Here is a 15,861-nt window from a genome sequence, read left to right on the forward strand (position 1 = left end):
TCAAATCAGACAAAAAGAAAGCACTCTAATGAGTGCTTTCTTTTTGTTTTGATAGATTTTTTTGTTTAAGCTTTTGATTAAAGCGTTTTGCTGGCCACAGCATAATAAAACGCGAACCACCCAAATCAGGACTTTCATCCACACTAATGGTTCCACCAAACCAGTACGCAATCCGACTCACAATAGATAACCCTAAACCATAGCCACCTGAAGCCCGTGTACGACTATCATCCAGACGAGCAAAAGCTTCAAAGATACGCTTCCGATCTTCTTCAGGAATACCAGAACCATCATCCTCTACACAGACAAAAGCATTTCCATCTGCGCGGATACCACCACTCAAGCGAACTTTATGATCACAATGACGTACTGCATTACCCACCAGATTTTGTACAACACGATGCAAATAGCGACGTTCTGCATCTGCTATCACATAATTCGGCGGCGGTATCAGCTCAATTTCTTTTTGAGTTTTTAGCGCCTCGGTTTCAACGGCGACCTGATCCAACACATCAATCAGAGCAATTTCCTCAAAATCCAGCGAAGGTGTCCCCTGCTCTAGCTTGGCATAAGTCATGATCTCATCAATCAAGGTATTTAAGGCCTCAATATCTTTATCAATCATTTCCATTTGCTGAATCCGATAATTGTAATCATCTTCTTCAGCCAGCATTTCCATCCCGAAACGGACGCGTGCCACAGGCGTTCGTAGCTCATGCGAAACTGCGCGCATCAATTCGCGCTGCGCTTCAATCAAACGCTGAATATGATCTGACATATTGTTATAGCTCGATGCCAGATTGGCCATCTCATCACTACCATCAATAGGCACCCGCAAAGATAAATCGCCAGACTTCATGCGATTTAGAGCAAATCGTACCTGTCTGATTTTTCTCTCTAGCGGCAAGATCAGTCCATAAACCCCTAAACTCAACAAAAATAAGCTAAATAAGGTAATTCCTGCCGATAACTGAAATGGCATCCAGTTAAACATAGGCACTGGACCTAAAACCAAAACCTCAGTCGGATTATTCGGCATTGGAGAAACAATAGAGATTGTGGTTCCACGTACCGTAGCGCTGTCTTTATACAACATCACACTTTGATCCTGACGCAAGCGACCAATTTGCTCAGAATCCAGCTGGATATCTTTAACATCCTGAATGGTGATTGGATAAGAAAAATGCTTTTGAATACGATTAATGTATTCTTTTTCCTGACCTGGATAATAAATCAAGTAGTCCAAAATAAAGATGGGAAGCGCTTTCATTTGGCGCTCACCAATTTTATCTACTTTGACATAAAGGAAATGTTGACTATCTTCGGGCAAACCAATAATGACGTAAGCAATGCTGTTTTCAGCATCATAACGAACAACTGATTTTTGTTCTTCAATACGTTTCTTTTCTGTTCTGGAAAGCTCAATTTTATTTGACGCCACATAATAAATCGGCAGTTCAAGTAAATCAGAGGCATCTGAAATCCAGTCCAGTTTTTGTTGTTCTCCCGGCTGTCGAGCAACACCTTCACTGATGACAAAAGAAATACCATCCGTCAGGGATTCACGATATTCCTGAGCACGTTGGTAATTGATGATCTGAACCAGCAAGTAGCCAAATAAAGCCACCAACATAACCAAGACCACCAAACCCGCATAAATGCGTAAGAAGATACTGTGTTTAAACACTCGATCAACCTTATTGGGAGATTTTTACTAACAATGGATGTTTCACATACCATTGGTTTCTTTTACAAATAAATAGCCTTTGCTACGCACAGTTTTGATACGTTTCGGGTTCTCTGGATCATCGCCAATTTTTGGACGAATGCGTGAAATACGCACATCAATCGAACGATCCTGTCCATCGTATTCAATCCCACGCAGACGCTCAAAAATATCTTCACGAGACAAGATGCGACCTGCATTTGAAGCCAATAGCCAGAGTAAGTCATATTCCGCACTAGTGAAATCGACTAGATCACCATTCAAGGTCACTGAGCGTCCACCATTATCGATGACCAAATCATCAAATTCGATGCGTTGTGCTACTTCATCTTCAACCGTTTTATCAGTACGACGTAACAAAGCACGAATGCGCGCCAATAATACACGAGGCTGTACAGGTTTAGCCACATAATCATCTGCGCCCATTTCCAGACCCAAGACCTGATCCATATCTTCAGTACGCGCAGTTAACATCAAGATCGGCGAATGGTAGTGAGGACGCACTTCTCGACAAACGGTTAAACCATCTGCACCTGGTAACATCACATCGAGTACGACAAGATCAGGCTGTTCACTGATAATACGACGGATTGCACGATTACCATCTGTTTCAACCCCAACCTCTAGCCCATTACGAATCAGATATTCCTGCGTTAGACGTGCAAGACGCTCATCATCTTCAACAATCAGAATCTTAGGTAACTTTTCTTCCTGGCTCATACAATGCCCCTATTTATATATTTAAGTGTATCTGTTTAAAATCCGACAGATAGACATGCTTCATAGAAAGCAATATACACACGTTTACATTGTAAACAAGTCCTTGTTCACCAAACTGATACACGCCAGTTGTATTTTGTTGCAATTTTATTAGCTGTTGAATTTTCAGTGATTTTATTATTTTGGTTTAAAAATTACCACTTATCTTAATTCGCTAAATAGTACGTATAAATATTAAACAAATTATTTCTATAGCCGCTTTTTAAGCCTGTAAATGTCTGTTTTTTGAGTTATCCACATAGTTATCTATACGTAATTTTTTAGGACTTTGCTAAGCTATGCATCGCAGAATCAGACAGATAATGAATGAATAAAAAATTAATAAAATGTCAAGATTGATATCACATTAAAATTCCCGTATCTTGTGTTTAAAACAAACACTAACCACTAAGTCTTGTGTTTATTCCTCAAATATCGAGCCACCTTTTTGCCCGATTGAAACGGTCCAATGAACATAACTATAGATGACAATGGAGCTATGCTGACATGAGCGTAATCACTTCAACTCCTGGCCAACTTCAGGTGATTAAACGCACTGGGGAAGTTGCTGTATTTGATGCAGAGAAAATTTCCGTTGCGATTGGTAAAGCATTTCTGGCGGTCGAAGGACAACAAGGTGCAGATTCAAGCCGTATTCACGACCGTATTACTCAACTTACAGAAATGGTCATGAATACTTTTAATCGTCGCTTACCTTCTGGCGGCACGATTCACATTGAAGAAATTCAGGATCAGGTTGAACTGGCCTTGATGCGTACAGGCGAACAAAAAGTTGCGCGTGCTTATGTCATCTATCGTGAACAACGCGCCAATGCCCGTCAACAGGCTGGTGCAAATCATCACCCGACTTTACAGATTACGGATGCCAATGGTCAGCTCCAACCATTAGATCTCGATGCGTTATCAGCAGAAGTTGAGAAAGCGGCTGAAGGTCTAGAAGGGATTGATGTTCAAGCGATTGTTGATGAAACAGTTAAAAACTTATATAATGGCGTGAAAGCGAGCGATATTGCCACGACAATGATGATGGCAACACGTACCCGCATTGAACATGAGCCAAATTATACCTATGTCACTGCGCGCTTGTTACGTAATGAGTTGGTGGCTAAAGGTCTGACCTTCTTAAATCTACCTGTAGATACCCTAGAAAACGATGCGCTTGAAACCTTCCTGAAAAAAGGGGTTGAACTTGAGTTACTCGATCCAGAATTATTAAACTTTGATCTTGCCAAACTTGCAGCAGCAATCAAACCAGAGCGATCAAATCAGTTTACTTATTTAGGTTTACAAACACTATACGACCGTTACTTTATTCACTCAGATGGCATTCGCTACGAACTTCCACAATTGTTCTTTATGCGTGTTTCCATGGGGCTGTCCATTAATGAAGCCAATCGTGAAGAACGTGCCATCGAGTTTTATGACTTATTGTCTAGTTTCGACTACATGGCATCGACGCCTACCCTATTTAACTCAGGCACATTGCGTCCGCAGTTATCTAGCTGTTATCTAACCACTATTGGTGATGACCTCTACAACATTTATGGGGCCATGCGTGACAATGCAATGCTATCAAAATGGGCAGGCGGTTTAGGTAACGACTGGACACCTGTACGTGCCCTGAACTCCTACATCAAGGGAACCAATGGTAAATCTCAGGGTGTTGTTCCATTCCTGAAAGTTGCCAATGATACTGCGGTTGCCGTAAATCAGGGTGGTAAGCGTAAAGGTGCGGTATGTGCGTATCTTGAAACATGGCATCTAGATATCGAAGAGTTTTTGGAATTACGTAAAAACACAGGGGATGATCGTCGTCGTACCCACGACATGAACACCGCCAATTGGGTTCCTGACCTCTTTATGCAACGTGTGTTTGAAGATGGTGAATGGACATTGTTTACCCCATCCGAAGTTCCAGATTTGCATGATCTAACAGGTCAAGCGTTTGCTGAACGCTATGCGCATTATGAAGCGATTGCTAAAGAGCAAAACTTCCTTTACAAGAAAGTTCGCGCTCAGGACTTATGGCGTAAAATGCTGTCGATGCTGTTTGAAACAGGTCATCCGTGGATTACATTTAAAGACGTATGTAACTTGCGTTCACCACAGCAACATGTGGGTGTGGTTCACTCATCAAACCTATGTACTGAAATTACCCTGAATACTAATCAGGATGAAATTGCAGTCTGTAACTTAGGTTCGATCAACCTTGTACAACACGTACAAGGCGGCGCTTTAGACCGTGAAAAATTGGCACGTACCATCAAAACAGCCGTGCGTATGCTCGATAACGTCATCGACATTAACTACTATGCTGTACCACAAGCCAAAAATTCGAACCTAAAACATCGCCCTGTTGGTATGGGTATCATGGGCTTCCAAGATGCTTTATACGAAATGAATCTGGCGTATGGCTCTGATGAAGCAGTTAATTTTGCTGATGAGTCGATGGAAGTCATTAGTTACTACGCCATTCAAACTTCAAGTGATCTTGCGCTTGAACGTGGTGTTTACTCAACCTTTAAAGGTTCACTCTGGGATCAAGGTATTTTACCAATTGACTCTTTAGACCTTGTTGGTAAAACACGCCCTGAACGTATGTTTGAAGTGGATCGTACTCAACGTTTGGACTGGGATACTTTACGTACCAAAGTGCAAAAAGATGGTATGCGCAACTCAAATGTCATGGCGATTGCACCAACTGCTACGATTTCTAACATTTGTGGCGTGTCTCAATCGATTGAGCCGACATTCCAAAACCTGTATGTAAAATCGAACCTTTCTGGTGAATTCACCGTGATCAACCCTTACCTTGTTCGCGCACTGAAAGATCGTGGTCTTTGGGATAGCGTGATGGTCAATGATCTGAAACATTTTGAAGGTTCAGTACAAAAGATTTCACGTATTCCTGAAGAACTGAAAGCGATCTTTGCCACTGCATTTGAAGTCGAGCCACGCTGGATTGTGGATGCTGCCTCACGTCGTCAAAAATGGATCGATCAGGCACAGTCGCTGAACCTGTATATTGCAGGTGCCAACGGTAAGAAACTGGATATCACTTATAAAATGGCATGGTTACGTGGTCTAAAAACTACATATTACCTCCGAGCTTTAGGTGCAACCTCGGCTGAGAAATCCACCATCAATACAGGCGCATTAAATGCAGTTAAAGCAACTACGGTTGCAGCCCCTATTGCAGCAGTTGCTCAGGAAGTAAAGCCTGAAGTGACAGCAGAAGATGGTTTCACGACGGCAGCACCAGTGCCAATGGCTTGTTCAATCGACAATCCAGACTGTGAAGCTTGTCAGTAATGACGAACACGCAAGGAAATATCAGAACAATATTTCCTTGCACAATAAAAGGTAAAGATCATGTTACATCTCAGTCATAACTACACATTAGGTCTAGCTGTACTGATTTTTGCCTTTTTATTCTTTTACGCGCCTATGGTTTACGCTTTTTTTAAGATTCGTAATCAACAGCGTAATCAAAATAAGTAGTGGGGATATAGGTTCTATTGAATAATTTTAGAACATCTATCGACAAAACTTAATTTTGCTTACACATAATAAGCGTATAGTAATGGCATCTTCGTAGAAAGGTGTCGATAAAGATATTAACAACGAAGAGAGAATTTGATTATGTCTATCCTGAGTTGGGACGATTTCGAAGATGATTCGCAAAAACCGGCTGCACCTGAACACAAGTCTGCGCCCGTCGAACCGCAAAAAGCGCCAACTGCGCCGCTGGTATCTGATGCAGAGCCATCATCGCCGCGTGTGGCAAATGTACAACCCGCTGGAACCGCTACCAGCCGATCAACAGATTCAACCGATTCGGTGGCTCGAGCATCTGAATCCTTAAAAAATCTGGATATTACAGTGGGTCTGGAAGAGCTTGAAACGGGTGCAAATCGCGTACAAGTTGATGATAAAGCCATGATCAACTGTCGTGCGGACTTAAACCAGTTAGTGCCATTTAAATATGAATGGGCGTGGCAAAAATATCTGGATGGGTGTGCCAACCACTGGATGCCGCAAGAAGTCAACATGAACCATGATATTGCATTATGGAAGTCTGAAAATGGTTTGACTGAAGATGAACGTATTATTATTAAACGTAATCTTGGCTTTTTCTCGACTGCGGATTCTTTAGTTGCCAATAATTTGGTTCTGGCGATTTATCGTTTAATTACCAATCCTGAATGTCGTCAGTACATTTTACGTCAAGCGTTTGAAGAAGCGATTCATACGCATGCCTATCAATATTGTATTGAATCTTTGGGTATGGATGAAGGCGAGATCTTCAACATGTATCATGAGATTCCAAGTGTGGCGCGTAAAGCAGCTTGGGGCTTGAAATATACACAATCTTTGAGTGATCCAAAATTTGAAACAGGCACACCTGAAACTGATCAGCAATTATTACGTAATCTGATTGCATTTTATTGTGTACTTGAGGGAATTTTCTTCTACTGCGGCTTTAGTCAAATTTTGAGTATGGGTCGTCGTAATAAAATGAACGGTGTTTCTGAACAGTTCCAGTACATTTTGCGTGATGAATCCATGCATGTGAACTTTGGTATCGATATGATTAACCAAATCAAGATCGAGAATCCGCATTTGTGGACAGCCGAGTTCCAGCAAGAAGTGATTCAAATGATTCTTGAAGGTACCTTGCTTGAAATCGAATATGCGCGTGACACGATGCCACGTGGCGTTTTAGGCATGAATGCAGCGATGATGGAAGAATATTTAAAATTCATCTGTAACCGTCGTTTGGCTCAGCTTGGTTTACCTGAACAGTATCCAGGTGTGAACAATCCATTCCAATGGATGTCTGAGATGATGGATTTGCGTAAAGAGAAGAATTTCTTCGAGACTCGTGTAACAGATTATCAGACCGGTGGTGCATTAAGCTGGTAAGTTAAAACGTCACGCGACACATAAGTTGTCATTTACGACACATAAAATGTCATTGCGCGACACATAAGTTGTCATTGAGAAAACCGCCATTCATGGCGGTTTTTTAACCTCTAAAAAAGAATAATTTTTGAAAAAATTTGCATAATCATATTCTTATGTTTTGGTTGCATAACATTAATACCATCCAAATTTTCTAAGTTATGTTTAGAATAGAATTCATTAAAAATACAAATTAAGTCCACATCCAATCTATCTTTTTCTTTTAATAATTCAATAGATAAAGAAATTAAATGATAATTTTTAGAAACCACCCATTTTTTAAGAATAGATTTCATCAGATCCCCCTTGGCTAACTCTATAAAAATTTCTCTTAAAAAATCATAATATTTATAGTCTTCAAAGGTAAAATCCACAAAATACAAAATGACTTCCTCGAGATATTTTGGTTCATTTAGAACATTAGCAAAAAAAACTCTATTTGTGAGTGAGTGTTTATTTAAGTTTTCTATAGATTGAGCTCTTACCCAATTTGCAAATGGTGAGTCATTCCAACCATACGCGAACCAGCCTAAAACACCAGATTCGAAAGAAAACATTATTTCATTTGGTTCTCCTAAATATTTAACGAAACTTTCGGAAACTTCATCCCATCTATAGTTTAAAATCAGCAACTTAGCTAATTCATTTTGCTCATTGAGAGATAATAAATTATGATCTGGTGATAATGTTAACCTCTGAATAATCAACTCTAAAACAGAATTATTAAATCCATATTTTTTTATTACTTTTCGTATTTTAACCAATGGATTTAAATTATTTGAGTTTAAATAAAAATCATCCAAAATTTTCTTTCCATTTTTTGTTCTTTCTAAATAACTTTCGTATCCCTGATTAATAAATTCACTAATATTGATCATTTCCTTTCGAAAAAGAAGATCAAAATTATCAAAATTTTTCAAAAAAATAGATGAAGCTAATTTATCTCTCTGTAAATAATCAATCATGAAAAAGTTATCAGCATACATCCCTTTTGCTTTATCACTCTTAAAATAATTTTCTATCTCGTTAAACTCTTCCAACTCAATGAGACCTATTATCCCTGACCTCACTTTTTGTTCATAATTAGGCCCTGTAGAAACTAATTCATTTAAGCAAATAGATTTCCAATACTGCTTACTTATTGAAGAAAATTTTGCGCTTTTTGAATAAGCCATTATTTTTCTTGTACGTATTGCCCCATCATACTCCAATAGAGGATTAGGAATAATTTCCTTAATAAAATCAAAATCATTTACTCGTTCGTAAATTATAGAATTTATAATTGCTCTAACATCTGAATAAGAAGAATTAACTAATTTCAACAATTGATTAGAAACTATTTCATTAGCTTCTAAACATTTAGTAATTATTTCAAAATTAGAATGGACGCTCTCAAAAATTTCTGGTAAAAAATTTAATACTTCCTGATACTCATGAAAATTAATTATTAAATAACCAATTAAATTGAATCTTGAATCAGGTCTAATTTTTACATTTTGTAAAAAATAAATAATTATATCTTTTGTTTCTTCATCTTTAAAATTATCGATTAAACTAAATACAGGACGTAAATAATCATTTTTAATCATTTCCTTCGAAATATTAATCAACCACCTTTTCCTTTCATCCTTATCATAAATATAATCTGATATATATTCAGAAAGAGGAGCTGCTAAATCTTTATTATCACTATACACCCATTCATTTATTTTATTTTTAACATCTTCATCATTCTTCCAACTTCCTAATAAAGCAGTAACCACCCAGTATTTATCATGCAATCCGCCTTCATTTTCATAGCTTGAAATTAAAATATTTTTAAAATCCAAATCATCAATTAATTTTAAAACATTCCTATTGGAATAAGCTTGATAACAAACCTTATACTCTTTCAATTCCTCATACATCAACCTTAATAATGCTTTCCTAATTAAAACATTATCTTTAAAGTTTATGACTAAGAGTTCATCCAGTATCGAATCAAACATTGTAAAAGAAAATAGTTTATTATTTTCTAAATCTGAACAAATTATTTCAGCAACAATATCATCATTAGGGAACTGACTAACTAAATATTCTAAATGATATTGATGTTTATTAAATTCTGTTTTTTTACAAAAATCTATAAAATCTTTTTTTAAATCAACATTCTTAGGCCACCCCTCTTTGATAATATTTATTAAAGAACGATCTTCTCTAAATAAATTTTGATCTTGAAGAATATTCAATAAAATTGATAAATCTTTAGTACTGTGAATACTATTTTTTATTTTCGCAATAATAACAGCCTTAATTACTTGCAAATTGCATGAGCTAGAATTAAGGGCAATTACTTCTAAAACTACTTCTCCACCTATATTCTGATTAGCTAATACTAATATAGCAACAGCTCTTACTTCTGGATTAGGGTATTTTTTTGCCAAATTGCTTAAAATTTCTATACATCGTTCATCATTTCTGAATACTGTAGCAAAGCTCAGAGCAGCTTCATATGAACAATACCAATCTTCATCGAATATTGCCTTATACAGTGTATGAAATAATTTTTCATCTGGATTCCAATGTTTTAATCCTTTCAGAACTGTTCTTCTTGTATATGGTGAATAAATATTATTCCATTTGATTATTATATTGCGACATTCTTGCGATATTTTTGAATATAAAGAACCCTTTACTATACTTTCAGCTAAATTTACTCGATATTCTGACAAGGGGCTAGTTTCAATTTCATTAATAGCCATTTTCAAAATATCACGAGATCTTCGAATTGTTACTCCCAGATCTGAAGTGATCAATTCAGTCTGTAGCATTGTTGCTTTTAAACGTTGCCACTCTCCATCTTGACCATGTTCGTCTAAAATATCGAGAGTAGTAGAAACTAGATCCTTTTTTCCTTGAGAATCTAGTAGGCCAAACCAGCTTAAAATACTTTCATGCCAGTTTTTTAATATCCAATGGTCCTTAAACCAATTTAATTGATCAACTTCACTAAGTCTTACAACATGCTCAGCTGCTAAATATTCTTGAATACTCAAATGTACAAAATTATATTGTTTTGGACTTCTTTCTACTAATATTGCATACTGATCGACTAAGAAATCTAATATTATATTAGCATGGGATTTTGCAGTATTTAGGTCTTCGCCCAACCCTTCTTCATCATCAATTAAATAGTCTTTTATAATTTTTTTGCATTCATTTCTGGATAATGTAGAAGCATGTAAATCAGCCGTTTGTAATTTCCATGCAAGCTTTATCAATAAATTTTGGATATCATCATGCCTAAAATGCATGACATCTTTATTCAACAATCCACCAGCATGAGCTCTAGCCTTAGGATGCTTAGTTAGAAGTAATTCAATAATTTGTTGATATACTTTTACCCTTACTTCAGGAAGTGCATGCCTATGATGAAACAACTCTATCAAAGCTTGACAAATTAGTGGGGTTTTAGCCAATTCAAATGTTTTTTGATTAGATTTAACTACATTTAAAAAAAGACTCGATCTAGCATTGAGCTGCAATTCAAACTCTTCATCCTTTCCATATTGATAAAATTCAATATGACGAAACCAAGTTCTCGCCAACTTTGAAATTTTATTTTCATCTAAATATTGAAGAGTACCTACTTTCCAATTAGCAGGTAATGAATATTGTCTATACCCCTGTGGTCTGCTTGTACAAATAATTCTTGCAACATGAGATTCTAAAAAAGTTATAACACGGTCTATTGCTTGCTGCCCTAAATATTCATTTCCAGACTCATCAAGTCCATCTAAAAGTATTAGTAAATTACCAGTGTCTATAGCTTTTTTAAATAATGGATAAATATCATTGTAGCCAAACTGATGTAACCAGTCTTTTAAATAATCATCTATATTCAGATTCTCTTTTTTTTCTATTGCAGATGTAAATCCAGAAAACGAGATCCATATTGGAACACAAGTATAAAAAAAATTGTTATTGAGTTTTTGATTATCAGTAATAGGTTCTAAAATTGTTAAAGTTAAATATCTTAAAAAAGCACTTTTACCTAAACCAGGTTCACCAATAATAATTCTATTTTCATAACCTAAAATCCACTCTAATATAGGTGATATATTTTCATACTCAATATTACTATTTTTATATTCATTTTCCTCATTTGAATAAATAGAATCATCCTCCATAGAAGAATCAGTTTCTTTAGGGAGATTTATATAGTTTCCTTGAACATCCTCACTAATATCAGAAGGAATATATCTTTCTCTTAAGTCGATAAATCGATTTGTATATGTACTATTTAATCCAGGATCATGTCTAGCAAATAGAGTTGAGTAAAACTTAAACAAACGGTTGCGTAAATGATTTATATCATACCCATTTGCCCTATCTCTGAGTAATTCAGCTTTCTCTAATCCATTAAATCGTTTAACCCATTCTCTACCAAAAAAATCATCAACTATCTCTGGTAAGTTTTTTAATTTCAGTGATAATTGGCCTGTTTCAGTAGCATCCCATACTATGAAATCTATGCCTTTCTGTCTTAAGACCCTCTTTTGATTCTCAATTTCATCAACTTGTTGGGTATTGTTCATTGGAATCGTTATACATAAAACAAATATTTGTGTTTGTTGAGCAAATTTACCTTTTAAAAATTTATCTATGGCAGTTTTGATATCTAAAGCATTAAAATTTTTAACTCTTTTACATTGGAAACATGCTTTTTTTTCTGTTGTCTTTATATTAGCTAAGATGTCTAAGCCACTTTGGTCTTGCCCCCTTACTCCATAAAGATAAGTATCTGTAATAGCAAATTCTTGACTCACTATCCTAGCAATTAATTTCTCAAAATTTTCCCATTCTAATTTATCAAATGGCAATGTTTGTTCTAAAGTATCTATTGGAGGTAAAGGTGGTTCACCTTGAGGGAGACAAAATAATTCTTGATCAAAATTCATGCTTTATTAGATATAATGAAAAATTGTATTAATTATATACTAATAAAAAATTAACTTATTAAGTTAAAAAGCTATTTCATATGAAATCAACAAAATATTTAGATTAAAGTCAATCTTTAATTTCATTTAGAAATTTTATTAAATCTTTATCTATAGCTGCTAGCCAATCCATTAACTCAATCACATCTAAACGTCTTTCTAGAATTTCAACTTTAGACACATAAGATTGTGGCTTCCCTAAACGCTGGGCAAGCTCAGCCTGAGTCACATTTTTGGACTCACGAAGTTCTATAAGTTTCTGAATTAGGTATTGATACCTAGGATCGTGTATTGAGCGCATGGCTCAATATCAGTTACAATTAAAAATATCCCAAAATAGGATATTTTTAATTTAACCCTATCTGTTTACTGAAATTTTTCTTTTGGATAATGATTGAACGATAGTTTAGGAATTCACTGTGAAGCAAAAATTTTCTGTAGCTCAAATCAATGGTATTGTTAAAAAGAATTTAGCAGGTGCAACTGTCGAACAAATTTGCGAAGAGTACAAAATTAGTGTCGCAACTTTTTATCGCTGGAAAGCAAGTTACATAGATGTTAATGAGCAAATTCTCACTCGTTTAGATAAGTTAGAACAGGAAAATTTAGCTCTAAAGCAGATGTATGCGGAAGAAAAACTATCTAAGCGTCTAGAAATGTAGAGCTTTTAACCCACCTATTCTTTACGATCCAATAGCTCCCATTAAAAATTTCGAATGTAAATTTCAAAGATAATTTGCATTCGAAGCAGTTCAGATTGCATCTGTTGTCAAAATATTAACCCCTTCAAACAAAGTTAAAACTTGTTTTTCATCCAACAGATCTGATAATGCCTTTATACTTTCCTTCCTTGTAATACCTACTATCCCCTTATCTTCCATTGCTAATAATAGACTTATCAAAATTCTCACATTTTTCGAGAAATTATATACAGCACTTTTACCTAATACTTCCTTTGTTGAGCTAACTAAAGAAAAGACATTCCAATTAACTAAGGAAATAAAGTGCTCACGATAATTAAAAAATGGAAGTTCAGTACAAATAATAAGTAAAGTCCTATAAATAGACTGACTTAATGCAGAAGTATCCTCTTCCCTTTGAACAGCCAATTTAAAAAAAATTATTTGTGCTGCCAATGCATCCAATCCAGCTAAACACTCTAGCTGGCGTAATTTTCTTTTTGATAGGTGCGTGACTAATGCACTCCCATAATCGTATTTGTTAGCTTTATAAAGAATACGTTGGACTTCCCACGATAGATTTCTAAGCTCATCACTTAACAGCGATTCAATACTAATGGAGTTATTCATGACTTGCCAAAGAGTATGCTTAAGAAGCATAGAGCTGCCTTGTACATGAGATTCTGCTTGGCCTATAAGTATAGGACTTGGAGTATGTTTACCTAAGCGATAACCTCGCCATTTATTATTATGATAAGCATCACCATGCTTATTTTTATTAAAAGCATTTGGCTCAATTACTTTTTCAATTTGATAATCTGAATTTTTAGATAAATTGACCCTAATATACCAATACCATAATGAAACTCGAACGATATCCAACTCACTTCTTTTTTCCATTTTTGTATTTTTCATTTTTTAGTCAATCTCAAAAAAAATCCTAGTTATAGTTATTTATAATTTAAAAACAATAAATTAGAAATTTGTATAGAGTAAAAGATTGAGCTGTTTTTACTTTCTACACAACTTTTTTTTAAAGATATATGCTTCTGTTGTGACAGGACAATACAAGACACCCTATGCAAAACCATTTAATGCTTGATGCAACAACAATAGAAAAAGAGCTATTTGACCGTTACGGCCCACTAATAGCTGATGATGCTTTAAGAATTGCTTTAGGTTACAAAACCACAGATGCTTTTCGTCAAGCATTAACACGTAAAACTGTTCCTATTCCTATTTTCACTTTCCCAAATCGTCGTGGAAAATATGCGTTAGTAAAAGATGTTGCTACATGGCTAGCAAACCAAAGAAACTCATCTTTAGATCCGAACCATAACCACTAAATTGTCATTTTTCAAAAAATTATTATGGAGTCATCATGAAAAACTAAACCAAAAATCAATAAAAAACGGACCCTAAAAGGATCCGTTTGTGACTTTATATAGAAGCATATAAAGACCTGAGAATCATAGTATCTTCTCTATATCGTCACCAGTCAAGTAAGTGCTATTCAATAGTAATAGTGCAGATTAACTCATTCTCAAATATCTATTGAGAATAGGATTACTTCTGGATAAACAGATATGTCTTATAAAACATTTTTTTCAAAAACTGATATTCAAATAAATATCCTTGAACAAATCAGGATTGCATTTGAATCAACAGCAAATGTAGCAGCTACACTTCATGGACAACGTAAAATCTATCAAGGTGCTTTTGGCCGTCGAACGTCCCTATTCCCTAGTCAAAAGTGTTGCGGTGCAATACCACTAGAAAGCCGTCTTGAACTGGCTCATGCGATCAGTTTAGAACAAAATCCAAACGTCATTAATTATCGATCACAAGCATTAAAAATTTTACTTATCAATGAACAGTATTGTTTTCCAGATTTCTTGGTTCAAACTAAAGAAGGTGCTTATGAAGTCCATGAAGTCAAACCATCCATAGCATCATTATCAACTGATGACTTAAACCGCTTTGCAAAACTTTCTGATCTACTCCACTCAATTGATATTACTTTTAAGCTAATAGATCACACAGACTTACCAAGTGAATCAGAAATTTCGCAGCTACTTTACTGGTATCAAAGAGGACATAGATTCAATTGGAACACCCTCGAAATCAATTACGCCTTACGTCACTTAAATTTCGAAGAATTTTATACCTCACAGCAAGTCTACAAAACACTTGAATCAATAGGTCTTAAACAAGAACTCGCTGATTATTTATTTTTTCATAAAAAAATTAAGCTTCGCTCAGAAAATATGAATAGTCGAAAGGTCTATTAATATGGAAAACTCTCTTTTTATACCTCAATCTGGTTTTCGTTTTTATTTTAAAGCACATCCCGACTATATTTTTGAAATCGGATCTATAACCTATAATGCTATTCGATATGCTGCTATAGCTGGTGGAAAATCATTTTCAATAACACCCACCGAATTCGAAAGCCGTTATAAATTAGGTGAAATTTTATGTGTATTTGCACCGGCTTTGTTGCATAAATAAATTTCATCCCCATACATGTTAGATGAATACAGAATCAAAAAGCCGATACAAAACAACGAACTGGTCTGAGTACAATCAGGCTTTACGTCAACGGGGTGCTTTCACCATTTGGTTTGATCCCCAAATGCAATGGTCTGCAACACCTACTGGAAAAAAAGGACGTCAACCTACCTACACTGATATAGCAATTCAATTTGCCCTGACGATACGAAACCTGTTC

The 15,861-nt window shown here is 35.6% G+C and carries 13 protein-coding genes; 8 read left to right on the forward strand and 5 right to left on the reverse strand.

From position 1 onward, the window contains the following. Positions 1 to 25 precede the first annotated feature (25 nt). Together bfmS and bfmR are read right to left on the reverse strand one after the other, a co-directional pair. On the reverse strand, positions 26 to 1,687 hold the full coding sequence (gene bfmS / locus J500_RS14625) for a sensor histidine kinase BfmS (RefSeq protein WP_034700245.1): 1,662 nt from the start codon (positions 1,685 to 1,687) through the stop codon (positions 26 to 28). Positions 1,688 to 1,729: 42 nt separating this feature from the next. Further along, positions 1,730 to 2,446, reverse strand: coding sequence for a response regulator transcription factor BfmR (bfmR, locus tag J500_RS14630; protein ID WP_005005226.1), 717 nt, complete (start codon positions 2,444 to 2,446; stop codon positions 1,730 to 1,732). A gap of 546 nt (positions 2,447 to 2,992) precedes the next feature. Between bfmR and J500_RS14635 the strand changes: the two genes are divergently transcribed. The 3 genes from J500_RS14635 (at position 2,993) to J500_RS14640 (ending at position 7,432) form a co-directional block, all read left to right on the forward strand. Next, positions 2,993 to 5,818, forward strand: coding sequence for a ribonucleoside-diphosphate reductase subunit alpha (locus tag J500_RS14635; RefSeq protein WP_034700248.1), 2,826 nt, complete (start codon positions 2,993 to 2,995; stop codon positions 5,816 to 5,818). Between the two features lie 57 nt (positions 5,819 to 5,875). Then, positions 5,876 to 6,007 carry a preprotein translocase subunit YajC gene (locus tag J500_RS17165; RefSeq protein WP_171063255.1) on the forward strand — a complete coding sequence of 44 codons (132 nt, stop codon included), beginning with the start codon at positions 5,876 to 5,878 and terminating at the stop codon, positions 6,005 to 6,007. Positions 6,008 to 6,148: 141 nt separating this feature from the next. Beyond that, the gene (locus tag J500_RS14640; protein WP_004987419.1) at positions 6,149 to 7,432 is read left to right on the forward strand and encodes a ribonucleotide-diphosphate reductase subunit beta; all 1,284 of its coding nucleotides are present in this window, start codon (positions 6,149 to 6,151) and stop codon (positions 7,430 to 7,432) included. Positions 7,433 to 7,542: 110 nt separating this feature from the next. Here the strand turns inward: J500_RS14640 and J500_RS14645 are convergent, their stop codons facing one another. Both J500_RS14645 and J500_RS14650 read right to left on the reverse strand, forming a co-directional pair. Next, positions 7,543 to 12,411: a hypothetical protein gene (locus J500_RS14645; protein ID WP_004999034.1), complete on the reverse strand. Its 4,869-nt coding sequence runs from the start codon at positions 12,409 to 12,411 to the stop codon at positions 7,543 to 7,545. A gap of 109 nt (positions 12,412 to 12,520) precedes the next feature. Further along, positions 12,521 to 12,751, reverse strand: coding sequence for a helix-turn-helix domain-containing protein (locus tag J500_RS14650; protein WP_004999036.1), 231 nt, complete (start codon positions 12,749 to 12,751; stop codon positions 12,521 to 12,523). A 118-nt stretch (positions 12,752 to 12,869) separates the two neighbouring features. On the opposite strand from J500_RS14650, the gene J500_RS14655 reads away from it, so the two are divergent. Next, the gene (locus J500_RS14655; protein ID WP_004999038.1) at positions 12,870 to 13,112 is read left to right on the forward strand and encodes a transposase; all 243 of its coding nucleotides are present in this window, start codon (positions 12,870 to 12,872) and stop codon (positions 13,110 to 13,112) included. Positions 13,113 to 13,202: 90 nt separating this feature from the next. Here J500_RS14655 and J500_RS14660 read toward each other — a convergent pair whose 3' ends face one another. Beyond that, on the reverse strand, positions 13,203 to 14,045 hold the full coding sequence (locus J500_RS14660; RefSeq protein WP_004999041.1) for a hypothetical protein: 843 nt from the start codon (positions 14,043 to 14,045) through the stop codon (positions 13,203 to 13,205). 164 nt (positions 14,046 to 14,209) lie between these two features. Here J500_RS14660 and J500_RS14665 point away from each other — a divergent pair, with 164 nt between their 5' ends. From J500_RS14665 to J500_RS17170, 4 genes are all read left to right on the forward strand, one after another. Further along, a complete protein-coding gene (locus J500_RS14665; RefSeq protein WP_004999044.1) occupies positions 14,210 to 14,476 on the forward strand; it encodes a hypothetical protein in 267 nt (88 codons plus the stop codon). Positions 14,477 to 14,716: 240 nt separating this feature from the next. Continuing rightward, entirely contained in the window at positions 14,717 to 15,421 is a 705-nt protein-coding gene (locus J500_RS14670; RefSeq protein ID WP_004999047.1) for a hypothetical protein, read from the forward strand. 1 nt (position 15,422) lies between these two features. Next, positions 15,423 to 15,641 carry a hypothetical protein gene (locus J500_RS14675; protein ID WP_034700253.1) on the forward strand — a complete coding sequence of 73 codons (219 nt, stop codon included), beginning with the start codon at positions 15,423 to 15,425 and terminating at the stop codon, positions 15,639 to 15,641. Positions 15,642 to 15,663: 22 nt separating this feature from the next. Next, on the forward strand, positions 15,664 to 15,861 hold a 198-nt coding region (locus J500_RS17170; protein ID WP_171071579.1), incomplete at its 3' end, for a transposase.

It is taken from the genome of Acinetobacter sp. 479375 (assembly GCF_000581715.1).
Taxonomy (GTDB): domain Bacteria; phylum Pseudomonadota; class Gammaproteobacteria; order Pseudomonadales; family Moraxellaceae; genus Acinetobacter; species Acinetobacter ursingii.

What these genes read in the sequence shown, in the direction of transcription:
- J500_RS14675 (WP_034700253.1), top strand. Translation starts at nt 15,423, where the DNA reads ATGGAAAACTCTCTTTTTATACCTCAATCTGGTTTTCGTTTTTATTTT.
- J500_RS14660 (WP_004999041.1), bottom strand. Translation starts at nt 14,045, where the DNA reads ATGAAAAATACAAAAATGGAAAAAAGAAGTGAGTTGGATATCGTTCGA.
- J500_RS14640 (WP_004987419.1), top strand. Translation starts at nt 6,149, where the DNA reads ATGTCTATCCTGAGTTGGGACGATTTCGAAGATGATTCGCAAAAACCG.
- J500_RS14645 (WP_004999034.1), bottom strand. Translation starts at nt 12,411, where the DNA reads ATGAATTTTGATCAAGAATTATTTTGTCTCCCTCAAGGTGAACCACCT.
- J500_RS14670 (WP_004999047.1), top strand. Translation starts at nt 14,717, where the DNA reads ATGTCTTATAAAACATTTTTTTCAAAAACTGATATTCAAATAAATATC.
- J500_RS14635 (WP_034700248.1), top strand. Translation starts at nt 2,993, where the DNA reads ATGAGCGTAATCACTTCAACTCCTGGCCAACTTCAGGTGATTAAACGC.
- bfmR (WP_005005226.1), bottom strand. Translation starts at nt 2,446, where the DNA reads ATGAGCCAGGAAGAAAAGTTACCTAAGATTCTGATTGTTGAAGATGAT.
- J500_RS14665 (WP_004999044.1), top strand. Translation starts at nt 14,210, where the DNA reads ATGCAAAACCATTTAATGCTTGATGCAACAACAATAGAAAAAGAGCTA.
- J500_RS14650 (WP_004999036.1), bottom strand. Translation starts at nt 12,751, where the DNA reads ATGCGCTCAATACACGATCCTAGGTATCAATACCTAATTCAGAAACTT.